Source organism: Paenibacillus albiflavus, assembly GCF_004344915.1.
Taxonomy (GTDB): Bacteria; Bacillota; Bacilli; order Paenibacillales; family NBRC-103111; genus Paenibacillus_AM; species Paenibacillus_AM albiflavus.
On record NZ_SKFG01000008.1, the window covers coordinates 121,899 to 138,679 of the forward strand.

17 protein-coding genes and 1 riboswitch are annotated in these 16,781 nt (G+C 41.1%); of the genes, 7 read left to right on the forward strand and 10 right to left on the reverse strand.

The features are described 5' to 3' along the window. Positions 1–6: 6 nt before the first annotated feature. Complete coding sequence (locus E0485_RS09850; protein WP_132417946.1) at positions 7–771, reverse strand: ABC transporter permease; 765 nt, start codon at positions 769–771, stop codon at positions 7–9. 20 nt (positions 772–791) lie between these two features. Further along, the gene (locus E0485_RS09855; protein WP_407944840.1) at positions 792–1,841 is read right to left on the reverse strand and encodes an ABC transporter substrate-binding protein; all 1,050 of its coding nucleotides are present in this window, start codon (positions 1,839–1,841) and stop codon (positions 792–794) included. Positions 1,842–1,926: 85 nt separating this feature from the next. Further along, positions 1,927–2,037: riboswitch (TPP riboswitch) on the reverse strand. 276 nt (positions 2,038–2,313) lie between these two features. On the opposite strand from E0485_RS09855, the gene E0485_RS09860 reads away from it, so the two are divergent. Both E0485_RS09860 and E0485_RS09865 read left to right on the forward strand, forming a co-directional pair. Then, positions 2,314–3,006, forward strand: coding sequence for an ArsR/SmtB family transcription factor (locus E0485_RS09860; protein ID WP_165921137.1), 693 nt, complete (start codon positions 2,314–2,316; stop codon positions 3,004–3,006). A gap of 23 nt (positions 3,007–3,029) precedes the next feature. Continuing rightward, positions 3,030–3,296 carry a hypothetical protein gene (locus tag E0485_RS09865; protein ID WP_132417860.1) on the forward strand — a complete coding sequence of 89 codons (267 nt, stop codon included), beginning with the start codon at positions 3,030–3,032 and terminating at the stop codon, positions 3,294–3,296. A 114-nt stretch (positions 3,297–3,410) separates the two neighbouring features. Here E0485_RS09865 and E0485_RS09870 read toward each other — a convergent pair whose 3' ends face one another. From E0485_RS09870 to E0485_RS09885, 4 genes are all read right to left on the reverse strand, one after another. Further along, positions 3,411–4,379 (reverse strand): sugar phosphate isomerase/epimerase family protein, encoded by a 969-nt coding sequence (locus E0485_RS09870; RefSeq protein ID WP_132417861.1) that lies wholly within the window; start codon positions 4,377–4,379, stop codon positions 3,411–3,413. 74 nt (positions 4,380–4,453) lie between these two features. Then, on the reverse strand, positions 4,454–5,539 hold the full coding sequence (locus E0485_RS09875) for a Gfo/Idh/MocA family protein (protein ID WP_132417862.1): 1,086 nt from the start codon (positions 5,537–5,539) through the stop codon (positions 4,454–4,456). Between the two features lie 43 nt (positions 5,540–5,582). Continuing rightward, the gene (locus E0485_RS09880; RefSeq protein WP_132417863.1) at positions 5,583–6,611 is read right to left on the reverse strand and encodes a Gfo/Idh/MocA family protein; all 1,029 of its coding nucleotides are present in this window, start codon (positions 6,609–6,611) and stop codon (positions 5,583–5,585) included. 22 nt (positions 6,612–6,633) lie between these two features. Next, positions 6,634–7,404 carry a sugar phosphate isomerase/epimerase family protein gene (locus E0485_RS09885; protein WP_132417864.1) on the reverse strand — a complete coding sequence of 257 codons (771 nt, stop codon included), beginning with the start codon at positions 7,402–7,404 and terminating at the stop codon, positions 6,634–6,636. A gap of 130 nt (positions 7,405–7,534) precedes the next feature. On the opposite strand from E0485_RS09885, the gene E0485_RS09890 reads away from it, so the two are divergent. The 3 genes from E0485_RS09890 to E0485_RS09900 all read left to right on the forward strand — a co-directional run bounded on the left by E0485_RS09890 (position 7,535) and on the right by E0485_RS09900 (position 10,083). Then, on the forward strand, positions 7,535–8,386 hold the full coding sequence (locus E0485_RS09890; protein ID WP_132417865.1) for an AraC family transcriptional regulator: 852 nt from the start codon (positions 7,535–7,537) through the stop codon (positions 8,384–8,386). Positions 8,387–8,408: 22 nt separating this feature from the next. Further along, positions 8,409–9,113: a YwaF family protein gene (locus E0485_RS09895; RefSeq protein WP_132417866.1), complete on the forward strand. Its 705-nt coding sequence runs from the start codon at positions 8,409–8,411 to the stop codon at positions 9,111–9,113. A gap of 265 nt (positions 9,114–9,378) precedes the next feature. Beyond that, positions 9,379–10,083, forward strand: coding sequence for a TerC family protein (locus E0485_RS09900; RefSeq protein WP_132417867.1), 705 nt, complete (start codon positions 9,379–9,381; stop codon positions 10,081–10,083). A 56-nt stretch (positions 10,084–10,139) separates the two neighbouring features. Here E0485_RS09900 and E0485_RS09905 read toward each other — a convergent pair whose 3' ends face one another. Both E0485_RS09905 and rhaD read right to left on the reverse strand, forming a co-directional pair. Next, complete coding sequence (locus E0485_RS09905) at positions 10,140–11,192, reverse strand: HD-GYP domain-containing protein (RefSeq protein ID WP_132417868.1); 1,053 nt, start codon at positions 11,190–11,192, stop codon at positions 10,140–10,142. 160 nt (positions 11,193–11,352) lie between these two features. Further along, positions 11,353–12,198, reverse strand: a complete 846-nt coding sequence (rhaD, locus tag E0485_RS09910) for a rhamnulose-1-phosphate aldolase (protein WP_132417948.1) — start codon at positions 12,196–12,198, stop codon at positions 11,353–11,355. 169 nt (positions 12,199–12,367) lie between these two features. Between rhaD and E0485_RS09915 the strand changes: the two genes are divergently transcribed. After that, the gene (locus tag E0485_RS09915) at positions 12,368–13,177 is read left to right on the forward strand and encodes an alpha/beta hydrolase (RefSeq protein WP_132417869.1); all 810 of its coding nucleotides are present in this window, start codon (positions 12,368–12,370) and stop codon (positions 13,175–13,177) included. A gap of 346 nt (positions 13,178–13,523) precedes the next feature. Here E0485_RS09915 and E0485_RS09920 read toward each other — a convergent pair whose 3' ends face one another. Then, entirely contained in the window at positions 13,524–14,192 is a 669-nt protein-coding gene (locus E0485_RS09920) for a class I SAM-dependent methyltransferase (RefSeq protein WP_207910955.1), read from the reverse strand. 159 nt (positions 14,193–14,351) lie between these two features. Between E0485_RS09920 and E0485_RS09925 the strand changes: the two genes are divergently transcribed. Continuing rightward, the gene (locus E0485_RS09925; RefSeq protein ID WP_132417870.1) at positions 14,352–14,933 is read left to right on the forward strand and encodes a TetR/AcrR family transcriptional regulator; all 582 of its coding nucleotides are present in this window, start codon (positions 14,352–14,354) and stop codon (positions 14,931–14,933) included. Between the two features lie 122 nt (positions 14,934–15,055). Here the strand turns inward: E0485_RS09925 and E0485_RS09930 are convergent, their stop codons facing one another. Continuing rightward, positions 15,056–16,726 carry an S-layer homology domain-containing protein gene (locus E0485_RS09930; RefSeq protein WP_132417871.1) on the reverse strand — a complete coding sequence of 557 codons (1,671 nt, stop codon included), beginning with the start codon at positions 16,724–16,726 and terminating at the stop codon, positions 15,056–15,058. Between the last annotated feature and the right edge of the window lie 55 nt (positions 16,727–16,781).

Genomic DNA, 16,781 nt, shown 5'->3' on the forward strand with positions numbered 1-16,781 from the left:
CATCCTTTATCTCTTAGGCTTCCAACGGATTAACCATTTCTCCAGCATCACGATAATACCGAACAGCAGCATGCTCATGATCACAATAAGACCAATGGCAACAAATACCCGATCAATGCGGAAAGCTGATTTCTGCAAGAGCATGTACATGCCTACACCCTTATCAGAGCCGGCTAGCCATTCTGCGATTATTGCCCCCATCACGCTATACGTTGCTGCGATCTTCAGTCCAGAGAATAAATGCGGCAAAGCGCTTGGCAATTCCAGCTTGAAGAAAATTTGTCTTCTAGTTGCTCCGATCATTTTCATGTAGTTCAGCATAACGCGATCCGTCTGAGCAAATCCGTCGAGCATTGAAACCGCAATTGGAAAAAAGCAGACAAGCGTTATCACCATCAGCTTGGGCAGCAAGCCAAACCCAAACCACATCATAAATAATGGGGCAAGTACGATGGTCGGGATATTCTGGCTAAGAAGAAGCAGCGGATATACCGCTGCTTTGACCGTATCAGACATGTGCAATAAGAATGCCAGGATAAGACCGACCATGGACCCCACAACAAAACCAATCAGGTTCAATTTAATTGTAGCAAATGCATGCACGCTGAATTTATCGTAGGATGCAATTGCTTCCTGTGCAATCGCAAGAGGACTTGGCAGAATAAACTTCTTTATTTGAAAAACATCCACCGATACCTGCCACAAAGCGAGCAGCACGATAGCTGTTACAATGGGCGGCCATGTTTTATGAAACCAGTGCTTATTGGACATTCTCATTCCCCATTCACTTCTTACTCTGGAATAAATTCGTTAGTGAAAGCTGTTTTAACATCCAGCTTCTTATCTAATAGCTTATGCTCCAGCATCCAATCAGCATAGTTCTGCCAAACGGACTCTTTTTGAATTCCCCAGCGCTCTGCATCATCTTTATATTTGGAAGCCAACCACTTCTGACTTGCCACTACAAGCTTATCATCTAGATCAGGTACAAGCTTAACTAGAATTTGTGCAGCTTCCTCGGGTTTATCAATCGCATATTGATAACCTTGTGCTGTTGCTTTCATAAATGCTTTGACAATCTCAGGCTGCGATCCAATCATTTGTTCATTCGTAACGAGAATTGGCGTATAATAATCCAGCTTATCCGTGTAATCCTTCAGATAAACGACATTCAATTTCTCACCGCGCAGTTCTGCCTCTACACCAGTCCAACCGTAAAAAATCCATGCCAAGTCAACATCCTTGTGCATCGCTGTGAAGAAATCGACATCGCCACCATTAATGATTTTCACTTTGCTTGCATCCGCATTATCCTGCTGCATCAAGGAATCGATCACTGCCTGCTCAGCAGGACCACCGAAACCAACATATGTTTTGCCTTCAAAATCTTTGGGACGCGTAATATTCTTATCCGCAGCTGAAGCAAATCCTGATGTATTATGCTGAATAATCGCCGCAATCGATACAAGTGGTACATCTTGTGTACGTGCATGCGTCACATTCTCTTGATAACTAACACCAAATGCAGCTTCGCCGGAAGCAACCATCGTATCGGCTCCATTAGCACCTGGTTGAATAATTTCAACATCAAGCCCCTGTTCTTTGTAGAAGCCTAGATCTTTGGCAACATACAGCCCCGTATGATTCGTATTTGGCATCCAGTCCAGAACGACTTTCACTGGCGTTAGTTTATCGTTAGCCGTTGCTGCCGGCGCTGGTGACGATGTATTTGCTGCTTGATCTTTAGACGAGCAACCCACCATCATAAGAGCTAGCATACATACGACCAATACAAAACTAACAACCGATCTACTGCCTGTTACCGTCTTACTCATTTTCATGTTCTCCCCACTCCTTAGTTCTCTTGTATATAGTGAAAAATAAAAAACGCCCCTGATCACACAGGGACGCGAGGTACATGACATAATGAACCCAAGCAAACTTCCCTACGCTGGCATTACCCAGATCAGGTTAAGGGTCAGTATCTTGATGGGATACAATCTCAGCTGGCCAATTCCAGCACCCCTAGTACATGTTTTATTAGTATATAAGAATTTATATCGCAAGGCTAATAAATTCTTAAGTATACCTTAAGAAACGCATCCGTCCTATAAGGACGGCGAAGCTGTTTCTTCTTGTCTCACCACGCTATTATAAGCCTATTATTTAGAAAAGTCCAAGGTACACATACATGAATAGGTTAAATGATTATTTTATAATTTTCTGAAAAGTCTATTGACAATGATAACCAATAAATATTATATTATGAGTAAGAAAAGTTGACAGTGTAAATTTAAAAGGATGTGTAACTATATGAAACAGTTGCAGTTTATAACTCTAGAACATTATGATCAGTTGAAATCGCTAAGTGATCCACTGCGTTGCCGTATCGTGAGCTTATTAATCCCGAAATCACTGACTGGGCAACAGTTATCACAAGAGCTTGATATCCCTCGTGCCAAAATACACTACCATCTGAATGAGCTTGAGAAGAACGGGCTCATCGCTGTCGTTAAGAATGAGGTGAAGAACGGCATTATCCAAAAGTTTTATCGCTCGGTCGCTCGCGGATTTGTACCTGCAACCCACTTGCTGCCAAATACCGACGATGTGCAAAGTTTCTTACGTGAATCTACGATTCATGCGTTAGAGCGAGCTCGCTTGCGGGCAATTGCAGCACCAGAAAGAGCCTTTACAATGAAATCGGCAGACATTACAGCATGGCCTCGGATGACGAACCAAGTACAAATTCTAACATCAGAAGAGCGCATGGTTGCATGGTTTCAAAAATATCGCGCACTCCTTGCTGAATTCGAGCAGTTAATGCTTCCTGAGGATGACCCGAATGCCAAATGGTATTACATGATCTCTTCTACCTTCGAGGTTGATGAGCCATGGTATTTAGAACCAGATGATCCGCGAGATCCTGCAAGCAATTCATGGGTTAGTGGCAAATCAGCAGAAGAATTCATTACGGAAGAAGACAATTTAGATGAAAATTCATAATTCGAAAGGGGCACGACAAGACAATGGATTGGTACACATCAGAGAGTATTGCGGCTAATCAACAAGCCGAAATTGCACAGCATGCGAAGCAGCAATGGAAAGTGATGTCCATCTTCAAGCCAAAACGCATTCATGAGGATGAGCAGGATTCCGCGTGGTTATACGGTAAAGCCATTCAAGTTCTACAGGAAACGCTCGATTCCGATAACGCAGAGCTTCGATTGCATGCAGCTGAGATCGTCATTAAGCACCAAATCAAAATCAAATCCACGATCAGACTATCTAGCTAACTATGAGAGATATTAGAATAGTCTCGGATGAAGAAAATAAGATCGCCCTTCACCTAAATGGAGCATTAGGCTGAAGAAAGCGATCTTTGTCTTTGTTACAATGAAACTATCGTGCTATACCCACCACATTTCGCCTAGCGGCTCTTGGATCATAACTTGCTGCAAGTTCTGAACGGCTTTGGTGAAGCCCTCTTCTACGGACATAAGTCCATCTTCATGCTCAATACTTACGACATAATCATAGCCAACGAGGCGAAGTGCGCTCATAATGTCAGCCCATACCTTCATATCATGACCATATCCAACGGTGCGGAACTGCCATGCACGATCAAGCATCAAGGTGTAGGATTGCATATCGGTAACCCCATGCTTATTCACGTTAATAGGATCGATGGAAGTATCCTTCGCATGGAAATGGTGGATCGCTTTCGCTCTACCCAAGATTTGAACAGCTTGAACCGGATCAATCCCTTGCCACCACATATGAGATGGATCAAGGTTAGCTCCGATCACTTCGCCAACTGCTTCACGAAGGCGAAGCAAAGTCGCAGGTGTATGGACGGAGAACCCGCCATGTAGCTCCAATGCGATTTTGACATTATGGTCGGATGCGAATTTACCTGTTTCTTTCCAATAAGGAATCACTTTATTCGTCCACTGCCAATCCAGAATCTCTTGAAAATCATTCGGCCAAGGCGCGACAGGCCAGTTTGGATATTTAGCCCCTTCATGATCTCCAGGGCAACCGGAGAATCCGTTCACAACAGGCACTTCTAATCGCTCAGCTAACTCGATTGTGCGCAGGAACGACTCATGATAAGGTTTCGCAAGTTGAGCTTGCGGGTGAAGCGGGTTCCCGTGACAGCTTAGTGCGCTAATCGTTAGACCACGAGATTCGAAAGCTTTTTTGAATGCTTTGAGTTTACCTGCATCAGCGAGCAATTCCTCTGGTTTGCAATGTGCGTCGCCTGGGTATCCCCCCGTTCCAATCTCAACAGCGTCAAGTCCTTTGGATGCAATATAATCCAGTGCGTCCTCCAATGATTTTTGTGCAAATAGTACAGCAAAAACACCCAATTTCATCGTATTGTCCTCCTATTGATTATGATATTTGTTCCCGCTACATCGTTCGGTAGCTCCAATTAATCTACTCAGAATTATTCGCCAAAGTAAATCGCTTTGCCAGTGTTGGAGGATTCATAGATCGCTTCTAGAATCTCAGACACCACGCAAGCTTGCTCAGGTGTTACGACCGGATCGATATCTTTCTCGATTGCTTCAATCCATAGTCTTGCTTCGATATCAGAAGCGTCTTCGGCTTCACCGTCATAGAAATCAACGCCGCCAGCATCCAACTTAATTTGGTTATCAAATAAACGGCTGCGCTTCTCGCCATTAATCGTCAACCCATTCCACATATCCGCTCCGCCTTCTGTTCCGCATAGCGTACACTTAGCTTCGCCGGTTTGAAGCATATTGATTGCCCAACTGGATTCCAGCATGATGGTTGCGCCATTCTCCATCGTGATCATACCAAAAGCCGAATCTTCTACTTTATATTCCTTAGGGTCCCAAGGTCCCCATGCGTTAGCTGCATTCTCTTTCTCAGCAAGCTTGCGGAAAGCTGAACCAAGCACAACTTTCGGCTTATAGTTATCCATCATCCATAGGGTTAAATCCAGTGCATGCGTTCCGATATCAATTAACGGACCTCCGCCTTGCTTCTCTTCATCTAGAAATACGCCCCATGTAGGTACTGCCCGACGACGAATCGCATGCGCCTTCGCAAAATAAATCTCGCCAAGCTCCCCGTCATTGCACATCGCCTTCAAATATTGGCTATCTGAGCGGTAACGGTTCTGGTAGCCGATCGTTAGCTTCTTATCGGATTTCTTCGCAGCTTCGACCATTCGTCTTGCATCTGCTGCCGTCTTCGCCATCGGCTTCTCGCACATCACGTGCTTGCCTGATTCGAGACCAGCAATCGAAATAACCGCATGCGAGTCATTTGGTGTACATACATGGATAATATCGATTGTTTCGTCTGCTAACAGCTCTTTATAATCCTCATAAACCTTAGCATCTGCAGATCCAAACTGTGCTGCTGCTTTCTCCGCTTTCTCACGGATAATATCACAGAAAGCTACCATTTCTACATTTGCTAATTTAGCTAGGCTTGGCATATGTTTGCCGTTCGCGATACCTCCGCAGCCTATAATTCCGATACGATATGTTTTTGACATCCTTCATATCCTCCCATAACGTTATATAATTGAATTCCTTTAGCTATACATGTACACGTGTATGTGTCTTACCTGATTCGTAGATTCCAGCTACGAGTTTCTGAGTTTTGAGCGCATCATATCCGTCGATAAATGGTTTGCTGCTATTGATTACCGATTCATAATAGGCTTTAATCTGCTTGCTATGACTAACGCCCCAATAGCTCTTAACGCCTTCGCCAAAATCAATGGATTCACTCAAATCATTCTCGCGAGAAATCACTGCGCCATCGTTATACTGGATCGTGCCTTTACTTCCATACATACGAGCAATCCCATTCTCACAGTGCAATTCAATCTCAACTTGCGCATCATAGCTGTAATAGTTAATCGCATAGAAAGACGCTGTAACCCCACTCTTGAATGTAATGACGCCTTCCCCAATATCCTCAACATCGATCAAATGATGGGTACGATTCTCGATATGCGCATCAATGTAATCCACTTCCTCATTAATGAGCCATCTCATAAGATCTAGTGTATGAATCGCTTGGTCAATCAGAACGCCTCCGCCTTCTTTTTCCCAAGTCCCTTTCCAATCACTCTTACTGTAATACTCATCCGTACGCATCCACGTAACGGAGCATCTTGCACCAAGCACTCGTCCTAACTTGCCAGATTCTAGCTCAGATTTCAGTAATTGTGGCCCTGGATTATAGCGATTTTGGAAAATAACACCGAAGGTCACGCCATTCTCCTCCGATACCTGAATCATTCGATTCGCGTCTTCCACCGTAATGCTCATCGGCTTCTCCGTCAGCACATGCTTGCCTGCCTGCGCAGCATAAACAACCATTGGCGCGTGCAAATAATGCGGTGTACATACATGAACGACATCCAGATTCGCTTCATCAATCATTTGTTTATAATCCAAGTAATAATCGCAGTTATGACGCTCTGCTTCACGCTTCGCACGATCTTCCTTCACATCACAAACAGCAACTACATCTGCATACCCACTAAGCTCTGCAGACACGGCATGCATCGGGAAAATATTGCCGCATCCAATTATCCCTACTCTAAGTTTGTTCATTGTAATCTCCCACACTTTATAGTTATTTGTTCAAGTAATGTTCTCGCAACCACTTCATACTTGTAGAAACGCTTTCAAGGGGTGGATTCTGACACACATCCTGTTCCACGATCATCCAATTGACATTCGCGGCACCTGCGGCATCAATGACAGCATGTAAATTCACTTCTCCATTACCCAATTCAACCGTCAATGGCTTGCCGTCCTCTGTAATTCTAAGATCCTTCAAATGGATAAGTGGAATTCTACCTGCATATTGCTGAATATAGGCAACGGGATCATAGCCTGCATACTTCACCCAGCACACATCAAGCTCAATCGCAATCTGCTCAGCTGTGGTATCTCCAACAATATTGTCAAATAATAATGAATTGCCTATTTTTTCAGTAAACTCGAAATCATGGTTGTGATAGCAGAATTGAATGCCTTTGTCTGCAAATCTTCTGCTTGCTTCTTTGAACACAGCTAGAGTTTCAGCGATAGCTTGTTCAGAATTTCGACGTTGCTCTTCTAAATAAGGACATATCACATACTTAGAGCCAATTGCGACGTTCATTTCAATTTCTTCGTCCAGCTTATTCATTAATTGTTCTATGCTAACATGACTCCCGATTGCAACAAGATTGAGCTCATGCAGCAATTTTGCTAGTTCATCTGGTTTAAGCCCGCCATAGCCTGCAAATTCTACACCTTCATAACCAAGAGCCGCGACTTTACGAAGCACTCCTGTAAAATCATTAGCCGTCTCTGTACGCAGCGTGTACATTTGCAATCCAATCCGCATCTGTGCCATTGCTTCGCCTCCCTAAATCAATCATTATGTTCTCTTCTCATCTAACCACATCTCCTATATAATGTGAATGACTGATACGATTATCACATGAACTATTTGGCTATTTACTATAAATAAAGGGTGATTTTTATTGTCTATTGATAAATCCGAAGCGAATTTCGACTATTTTTTTGCTGGTTATTCCATGCATCACAAGCCTTACTACTCCAATGATCACGCCGGAACTAGTCATTACTTATTGCGATTGCAAATTGAAGGCAGCTGCTATGCATGGCTGGATGATGGTTATACCCTCGTTGAACCAGGCGATCTGCTGCTGTATAAACAAGGCGACCCCTACGAATTAATCATCGGATATAAGTCGCCAAGCATGACGGAGCCTCTTGTTAAGCACCAAACATCCGATTATCATATGATCATAACAGGTGCATGGATCGAGCACTGGTGGGAGCTACACAAACGACCCGGCATTGTGAATATTGGACTTGATGAACGTGTCCTCAGCATCTGGAGACAGCTCGTACATGAGAAGCGCAAGCTCGATAATCAGGTAGAGGAAATCGTCATCCACTTAGCCAAAGCTCTGCTATATATGATTGACCGCTCGATCCAAGAACGCCATACCTTATCGGCTAAATCTAGGCAGGTCGGAATGGCGTCACGTATGAAGAATTTTATTGAGCAGCATGCAACTGAAGCTTTTACGATTACAGATGTTGCCAGATATGTCGATCTTAGTGTATCTAGGGCCGTCCACTTATTTAAGGAAACATATGATCAGACGATTATTGATTATACGATCATGGTTAGATTATCCATTGCCTGTGAACGAATTGAACACAGCACATTAAAACTCGAACAAATAGCGGAACTCTCTGGCTTCCAAAGCTACTCCTACTTTCATCGCACCTTCCGCTCCAGACTTGGGCTATCACCTCAGCAATATCGAGATCAAAAAAACTTGAATTTCCAATCATTGTAGAGGGTTATAAGGAGGAAGCGGCATGGACAAGTTATTCGAAGTCAATACTTCTGTCATGTTCCAAGCGTACGCCCCATCTCATTTCGTCACCTTAGTCATACTATTGTGCTGCGCTATTTTACTGTTTGTTTATCGAAATAAATTAAGACACACACGTTATCGAAATTACGTACGTATCGCTCTGGTGATTATACTGATCTTATCCGAGATTTCACTAAATATATGGTATGTTTGGCAAAATCTCTTTGATGTGAAGAATACATTACCCCTTGAGCTATGCTCTATCTCCTTATATCTATGCATCGTGATGTTAATATGGAGAAGCGAACGAATCTTTCATATCGTTTATTTTACAGGCATTGGTGGAGCCATTATGGCCCTCTTAACACCATCGCTAGATTATGCTTATCCGCACTTCAGGTTTATTGAGTTCTTCGCCGCTCATATGGCTATTATTTTGTCTGTTCTCTACATGGTCTGGATCGAGCAATACCGTCCTACACTCAAGTCCGTTTTCCTGGCGATGGGTTTTCTTAACATTCTGCTACTCGTTGTTGGCAGCATGGATTATTTGGTTGGCGCTAACTATATGTTTCTCGCACACAAACCTAGTACCTCGTCACTATTAGATGTGCTTGGTCCATATCCATGGTACCTACTATCATTAGAAATCGTAGCTTTCATCCTCTTCTTGATCTTATACCTTCCATTTATTAGGAAAAAATAAATGATGTTCATCTTGTCCAAATCATGCTATGATAATAGTATATTCATAACATGAATCTCCTTCAAAGGGGAGTAGCTGTCACAGTCAAGTCGTCATCACGGGAACGCTAGCGCGAACCTCGGCTTTTCTGGCAACCCATAACGTTGTTTGCGAGACCTTTGCCGCTTATTTGGCAAGGTCTTTTTTATGTTTTCATGCCAGATTTGCATAATAAGGTTGTCATGTATATGTACACTAATCATAGCTGCATGAGGAGGATTTGGCCGTGGAACTATTCAGTCTAGCATTCCTAACATCTCTACTATCAATCGTTATTATTGACCTTGTACTTGCTGGTGATAATGCAATTGTCATTGGCTTGGCTGCACGCAATTTGCCTAAGAAGGATCAGAAAAAAGTTATTATTCTAGGTACTATAGGTGCTGTAATCATTCGTGTCCTAGCAACCGTGTTCGTTGTTTCCTTATTAAACATACCGGGACTGCATTTAATCGGAGGTCTTGTGCTCGTATGGATCGCCATCAAGCTTGTAATGGAGGAGCATGAAGACCACAATATAAAGGCTGGCTCTAGTATCTGGGCCGCGGTCCGCACAATCATTATTGCAGATGCTGCCATGGGTCTAGACAATGTACTTGCCGTTGCAGGTGCAGCACAAGGACATATCCTCCTTGTTATTCTTGGACTCATGATCTCTATTCCGGTTGTCGTATGGGGAAGTACGCTTGTGGTTAAGCTGATGGATCGCTTCCCTTGGGTTATTGTGATTGGTTCAGCCATCCTTGGATGGACAGCAGCCAAAATGATCGTAGGCGAAGGCTTCCTAGCCCCTTACATGACAAGTCCAATCATCAAATACGGATTTGAAATCATTATGATCGCCATTATCGTTGTTATCGCAGTTAGTAAAAGAAAAAAGATGAATCAAGCAAATACAGGCACAACTGTAGCCGCTCATGATCACCACTAAAACACGAAAGGGACACAAACTTGTGTCCCTTTCTGATTATTATTAGGCTGTCTTCCTTACATCATAATTTCTTGAATCTCATAGGTCCGATCACTCACAAAATTAACAAACCGATCTTCGATCTGGACTAATGGACGGAAGAAATCTGTATTGTTGTTCATAATAATTTTGCCGATTTCCCCATTATTTAGGCGCACTCTTTTACCAATAAAATTAGGAATCATGCGTGAAATGAACGTATGTGCGATAGTCGCATCTATTTTGGAAAAGCTTAATTGATATAAGTATTGAAGGACCGTTAGCAAATCCCTCTTGATATGACTAGGTCGATTCGAAATCATACCGCTATAAATATCAGCCACCATAACGATATGCGTATAAGCGTGAATATTCGAGTTTCTTAGCTGGCATGGGTAGCCGCTTCCATCGATTCGTTCATGATGCTGAAGCGCCACAAGTGATATGGGATAGCGATAAGCGGAGTTGCGTATGATTTCATAACCATAGGTTGTATGTTTAGCAAGCTCAGCCTGCTCTTCTTCTGTTAACTCACCTTGCTTAACGAGAATGGCTTGGTCGATGCGACACTTACCGACATCATGTAAATAACCTGCTACACCAATCTGCAAAGCTTCCTCTTCTGCATAACCAACCCAGGTTGCGAGCTTATGCGCAAGGATCCCTGTCTGTATCGAATGCTGATAAGTATAGTCATCCTTATGATTAAGCTCAAGCAAGAGATCAACGACATCTCTTTGTTCTCTCACATACTCTGCCATTGGAACAAAAGCTGCCTGCACGAGTTGCCCATTAACCTTGCTTGTTGATTCGGCCTCTTCAAATAATTCCTCTGTTCCTTTAATCGCTTGATCATAAAGGATTCTAAGTTCCTTAAACGATTCCTCTGTCAACATGTAAAAATCATGCTTTGGTGGCTCGAGTTCTTCTTTGGGTGCGATATCTACATATGTAATTTGATGCATTAATAGCTTCGATATATCCTCTGACCGAAGGCGTGTCCCACTTGAAAGCAAATGAAGACCATAATGATTAAATGTATCTACTAGCAATCGATCTCCAATATTTAGATCCATTACATGCACGCGCATAAAATATAACTCTCCCTTTCACCACCAATATCATAATCACATCATAACATAGCATAATTAGTTAAAATATGGGTATATAATCCCAAAGATACAGGCTTTTCTCACCTATGATCAAATGAAATTAAGGATAAATGACCTATCAAATTCTGGATACGTTCTTTTATAACTGTAAAATCCCCGAAACTGGAACTACACCATATCGCTGTGCTAATGCATGGAGCTGATGATCCGTGATCAACTGCTTGATCGGGAGATGAGCAATCTGCATATAAATGCCCGCTGCCTTCTCTACAGTCTCTATCAATCCAAATGCATCATCGATCGAGCTGCCTGTTCCGAATATACCATGATGCGGCCAAATCACGATGCGGGTATCTTTCATTTTCTCTGCTGTTAAGCGACCAATCTCATTCGTTCCCGGTACGATCCAAGGCAGCACACCTACGCCATCTGGAAAAATCACAATACATTCTGTGCACATCTGCCATAAAGTCCTTGTTAATTTACTTTCATCCAGCTCATGGACAATACTCATGGCAATTATGTTAGTCGCATGCGTATGAATGATCACCCGATGTTCGGGATCAACTTGTCTTCTGGCAACATGTGTCATCAAATGAGCAGCTAACTCACTCGTAGGTTCAGCCTCATTCGCCAATCCCCATAGAATGTCCACTCCGCTCCCCGCTTCGTTAATCCGAATGACTCCTAAGTTCGCTTCTGGCTCCGCAATCATATGACGAAAGTACTTGCCGGAACCTGTTACAATCAAATACTTGCCGGCAAGCTCTGGTACAGGGAATGATAGAGGCAGCGTACGCACAATTTCATGAATGTCGATATGTCTAGCAACCTCTTCTTCGTCCAGCAAGCAGCTAACATTACCAGCGTTGCGCTCATCCCAGCCATTTTGCCACATATAATAAGTAATTTCTGCTACTTCGCGGATAAAGGGTACTTGTGCAACGATATTTAAATCCTGATGATCAAATAAATGCATACTCATCCACATAACCTGCGCTTTCTTCAATGTATTCTTATCTTGCCTTATTTCATCTGACATCAATCGAACTGGACACTCATACTAACAAGATATCGACAAGCCAGAAGTTATAGACAGTTAATTTTAAATATTCTATTATTTATTTATATGCTCATTAACGGAGGTAGATAAGATGATGGTTACAGATCAGATGATTCCATCTTTTGATGGTACACGCTTGTATTGTAAGAAGAACATTCCCGCTTCGCCTAAAGCAGTCGTTGTTGTTGTCCATGGTCTATGCGAGCATCTCAGAAGATACGACTATTTGACGGATAAATTAACGAACAAAGATTTTAGCGTCTATCGATTTGATCATCGCGGTCATGCCAATTCCGAGGGCAAGCGAGTTTATTACAATGATTACACTGAAATACTAGAGGATGTTCATGAGGTCGTAAATCTCGCCTCGCTAGAGAATCCGAACCTACCGATTTTCTTGATCGGTCATAGTATGGGCGGTTATGCCGTTACGTTGTTTGGAACCAAATGTCCTGGAAAAGTGCAAGGGTTCGTGCTATCCGGCGCATTGACACGGTACCATACGCCATGTGCTGGCCCGCTTCCAATTCAGCTTCCTTCAGATACTTATCTTCCGAATAGCTTAGGCGGCGGCGTCTGCAGTGATCCTGCTGTTGTCGAAGCTTATAATAATGATCCATTAGTGGAGAAGCAGATCTCCGTCGGACTCCTCAATAGCCTCTACCATGGTGTGGAATGGCTCAAAGCGAATCCATCTCAGTTCACAGACCCCGTTCTCATGCTGCATGGCTGCAATGATGGTCTCGTCAGCGAGAAGGACTCCCGCGATCTGTTCGGTGAAATAGGATCGACCGACAAATCGATTAAAATCTACGCTAACCTGTTTCATGAGATTTTTAATGAACCATGTCGTGATGAAGTGATAGATGAAGCAATTGAGTGGATTGAGGCGCGGATTTAATAGGAATGTCTACTATAAATAAACTTAGGAGCCCTACCTCACCGTAGAGCTCCCTTTATTCATTCGATCCTGTGGGTAAATTTAATTCTTCATTTTTTCTCTCGGATAATAGATTCAATATCGCAAATTTTTTTATATATGTTCCAAGTAATTATTATAAGACTTATAAAGCCTAAAACTATAGTGATCCATATTAATGCCATTTCATTACCTCCGGATGAATGTTATAAGAAGCAAATTAAAAACATTATATCTGATTATTCAGTAAATAAATACATTTTTCTAAAATCATCCCTCTACGAAAAATCTCTCATCTTCCATATGCTCGAAGTCCCCGACTTCCATCTCATTTTTTACATATAAACGCTACATAGTTATTGCTGGTTTTTACATTGACATCAGTGAACCCAGTCGCGCCCAGAAGCGAAACAAAATCGTTTGGATTTTTATATTCTGGAAGATGATATTCAATTTTATCTATTTCACTTGTGATTAAGAGCGTTCCATTATGCTTTAATACCCGATAGCACTCCGAAAGCCCCTTCTCTAATTCCTCCCAGTATATATGTGTTTGAGTAGCAACAACGAGGTCAAACAATTCATCTTCAAATTGCATATAAGCGACGTCATTTATTGTTAATATGACTTCCCCTGAATCCACATACTTACGGTTCAAATCAGTTGCAGTCTTGACAGCTTCTTCAGATACATCAATTCCATAAACAATACTTTCGTTGTTATGCTCTTTTATATATTTAATGTTGGCGCCGCCGCCAAAACCAACGTCGAGAATGGTATGCTGTTCGTCTAAATCAACCGATGCCAAAGTCCATTCGCTTAAATCGCGGAAATAATTTGACCATATTTTTGTGACAACACTACCAACAAATCCCGTTGGATTAGCCCCTTGTGAAGATAAGTAATTCATAAAAGGTTGATACAGCACTCCGCAACACACTCCAATTATTATTATTCCCGCCAGTACCCCTGCTAGTTTTCTATTTATTGTCCTCATTGCTCCTCCGTAATTGTCTAAGTTTGAAATTTAGTAGATAATATTTCAAACTTATTCTACCCACCCGCCTTACCCTTGTCAACAACTTTGTAATATTGTCTATTTGATTTCAAAGTTTATTTATACTGTGGTATACTTGCATTTATAAGAGGTGAGAACATGAACAAATATGAAATGACCACCGAAAAAAAGAAAAAAGCGATTATCCATGCAGCCATGACCCTTTTCAAAGAAAATGGCTTTACAAGCGTCAGCATTAAAGAAATTGCAGCGCTTGCCGATGTATCGCAAGTATCCATTTACAACTATTTCGGAAGTAAAGAAGCTCTCATCGGGGAGTGCGCCGATATTATCATGAGCGATACTTTGCAAAAGGCAGCAGAAATTTTGACGAAAGACATTAGCTTTGTTGAAAAACTCGAATCGGCTCTTTTGCTTTGCACAGAAAATATCAACCTATCGATTTCCGAATATTTTTCCCAAAAGGCACTTAGCGACCCTGTACTCATTGATCTACTTACTAAAAACATAAACGAGAGCAAAAGAACAATTTATCGTGAATATATCGAAGCAGGCAAGCGGGAGAACGTGATCGACGGTACAATACCAACCGAAACATTGTTAGCCTTTATCGATGCGCTTAATATGTTGGGGAATAAATTAGAATTTAATGATGATCTATCTACAACGATTAAGCATATTCATCATCTGTATCTATATGGAATTATCGGAAAAGCATAGCCTTTAAAATACAAATGACCCGAAAGGTGGGCACTTTTTTCAAAGGGCTACCTATCGGGTCACAGTTCACGTTCGTTATTGTAAGCTATTTAAAAATTATTGTAGAAAACGGATAATTTAAATTAGTCCTTTCTTACTTGAGATGTAAAAATAGTGTATCGCTCTCCATAAATCGCTTGATCTCCATAGATAGTTGGTTGGTCAAATTTGATCTCTATTTGATTCCCTGGCTCCGCCAAACGAAGTTGATCTTTGAGGATTAGATAACCGGCTAGATATTCATGTTCATTACCAATGTATTTATTGACACCAGGTAAGGTAAAACCTTGAGTATACCCACTACCCCTGCCAAATTTAGTTTTGAATTCATAAGAATATCTAATAAATTGATTGATTGAAAATAAATATGAAACTTTAGGATCCAGTTTTGAGGCAGGATCATTTTGACTTATCACTATTCTATTCCCAAAAAATTCTCCAAACTCATAATCTTTATTAAATTTATACTTATTGACCATAATAAGGGCATAAGCATTCGCTTTAATGAAAGGCGTTAATTCTAATTTACCTGATTCATTTTTCAGAACGGTTATTAATTTGTCCGTATATAGATTTCGATGCAAATCATTCGGATCGTCCAAATCAACTAATATAAACTTCTCCGTTTCGTTTATTAAATTTCCATCGTCAGCCTCGTATTTAAATATTTGTGCAAGTTGCTGTTCTGTATATTCGCTTTCTAGATTCCCAAAATATTTAGGTAACATTGACATCAGGTTTGTATTATGCCAATTTATCTCTGCCACAGAAGCAGCATATTTATCATACTCCAAATGTTCTCCTCTATTAAAAGCAAGTACTCGTTCTATAGAGACAATTGCCTGTGCACGTGTAGATAAGGCTTCAAGTGATAATTCTCCACGATTGGTTCCGCTAATAAGTCCACGTCTTATAGTTTCAAATATCATTTGATTTTTACTCATTTTATTAAATGTCTTATCTAATTTATCTGGAATATCATTAAGCATTCTTTCAAGGACACTAAGAAAAGTCTTATATCGATCAAAAGATTTATAGATGAGTTGTTCATTTTTATTATTGCAAGTAAGGTCATTTATTATCGGAGAACAATATTGTCTACCTTCTTTTTCGTTTTGCTTGATAAACTCTTGTTGTTTGTTAATATCCCACTTGGTAATCTTTGTATATATCTCTTTCGGATTATCGTAATCATCTAGATTGACATGAAATCCTTCTAAAGAAAGTATCAATTTTTTATCATCTTCAAGCTCCACATAATATTTCTTCCTTCGATCGATTACATCTCTTTTCATATTCTCATATGTTTGAGAATAGGCAACTTTATGAGTTGCTCTTTCCAAAGTTAGTATCATTTCTTCCCTTGTTAATGGCTTTGTTAGGTCCTGCTCGTAATCATCATTTTTATAAATATCAGCTTTTTTGGCAGTTTCAATTATCGAAACAAACCGTGATTCTCCTTTTACTTGCTCACGATTTGGTAATTTTAAAGCTCGTACTACCATATCTAAAAATTCTTCTTTTGTTACGTATGTATCTGGATTAAGCTTGCCATCCTCATCTAAATTTACATAACCAGCTATTAGTGCTATTCTAATTGACGGTTCAGCCCAATGACCTGAAATATCGTCTAAACCTTGAGTTGGATTGTTGTTTAACTTGTCATTCTTCCCTTCATCAATAGAAGCGTATGAAGATAGTGGCAGTGTGATAAATAGGCATAAGATAAATAGTACCATTACATATTTTTTCATTTTTTACCCCTTTGTGCTATTAGCATTATTCCCTTGCAGAGCAAACAAAGTAAAA

What these genes read in the sequence shown, in the direction of transcription:
- E0485_RS09850 (WP_132417946.1), bottom strand. Translation starts at nt 771, where the DNA reads ATGTCCAATAAGCACTGGTTTCATAAAACATGGCCGCCCATTGTAACA.
- E0485_RS09855 (WP_407944840.1), bottom strand. Translation starts at nt 1,841, where the DNA reads ATGAAAATGAGTAAGACGGTAACAGGCAGTAGATCGGTTGTTAGTTTT.
- E0485_RS09860 (WP_165921137.1), top strand. Translation starts at nt 2,314, where the DNA reads ATGAAACAGTTGCAGTTTATAACTCTAGAACATTATGATCAGTTGAAA.
- E0485_RS09865 (WP_132417860.1), top strand. Translation starts at nt 3,030, where the DNA reads ATGGATTGGTACACATCAGAGAGTATTGCGGCTAATCAACAAGCCGAA.
- E0485_RS09870 (WP_132417861.1), bottom strand. Translation starts at nt 4,379, where the DNA reads ATGAAATTGGGTGTTTTTGCTGTACTATTTGCACAAAAATCATTGGAG.
- E0485_RS09875 (WP_132417862.1), bottom strand. Translation starts at nt 5,539, where the DNA reads ATGTCAAAAACATATCGTATCGGAATTATAGGCTGCGGAGGTATCGCG.
- E0485_RS09880 (WP_132417863.1), bottom strand. Translation starts at nt 6,611, where the DNA reads ATGAACAAACTTAGAGTAGGGATAATTGGATGCGGCAATATTTTCCCG.
- E0485_RS09885 (WP_132417864.1), bottom strand. Translation starts at nt 7,404, where the DNA reads ATGGCACAGATGCGGATTGGATTGCAAATGTACACGCTGCGTACAGAG.
- E0485_RS09895 (WP_132417866.1), top strand. Translation starts at nt 8,409, where the DNA reads ATGGACAAGTTATTCGAAGTCAATACTTCTGTCATGTTCCAAGCGTAC.
- E0485_RS09905 (WP_132417868.1), bottom strand. Translation starts at nt 11,192, where the DNA reads ATGCGCGTGCATGTAATGGATCTAAATATTGGAGATCGATTGCTAGTA.
- rhaD (WP_132417948.1), bottom strand. Translation starts at nt 12,198, where the DNA reads ATGAGTATGCATTTATTTGATCATCAGGATTTAAATATCGTTGCACAA.
- E0485_RS09915 (WP_132417869.1), top strand. Translation starts at nt 12,368, where the DNA reads ATGATGGTTACAGATCAGATGATTCCATCTTTTGATGGTACACGCTTG.
- E0485_RS09920 (WP_207910955.1), bottom strand. Translation starts at nt 14,192, where the DNA reads ATGAGGACAATAAATAGAAAACTAGCAGGGGTACTGGCGGGAATAATA.
- E0485_RS09925 (WP_132417870.1), top strand. Translation starts at nt 14,352, where the DNA reads ATGAACAAATATGAAATGACCACCGAAAAAAAGAAAAAAGCGATTATC.
- E0485_RS09930 (WP_132417871.1), bottom strand. Translation starts at nt 16,726, where the DNA reads ATGAAAAAATATGTAATGGTACTATTTATCTTATGCCTATTTATCACA.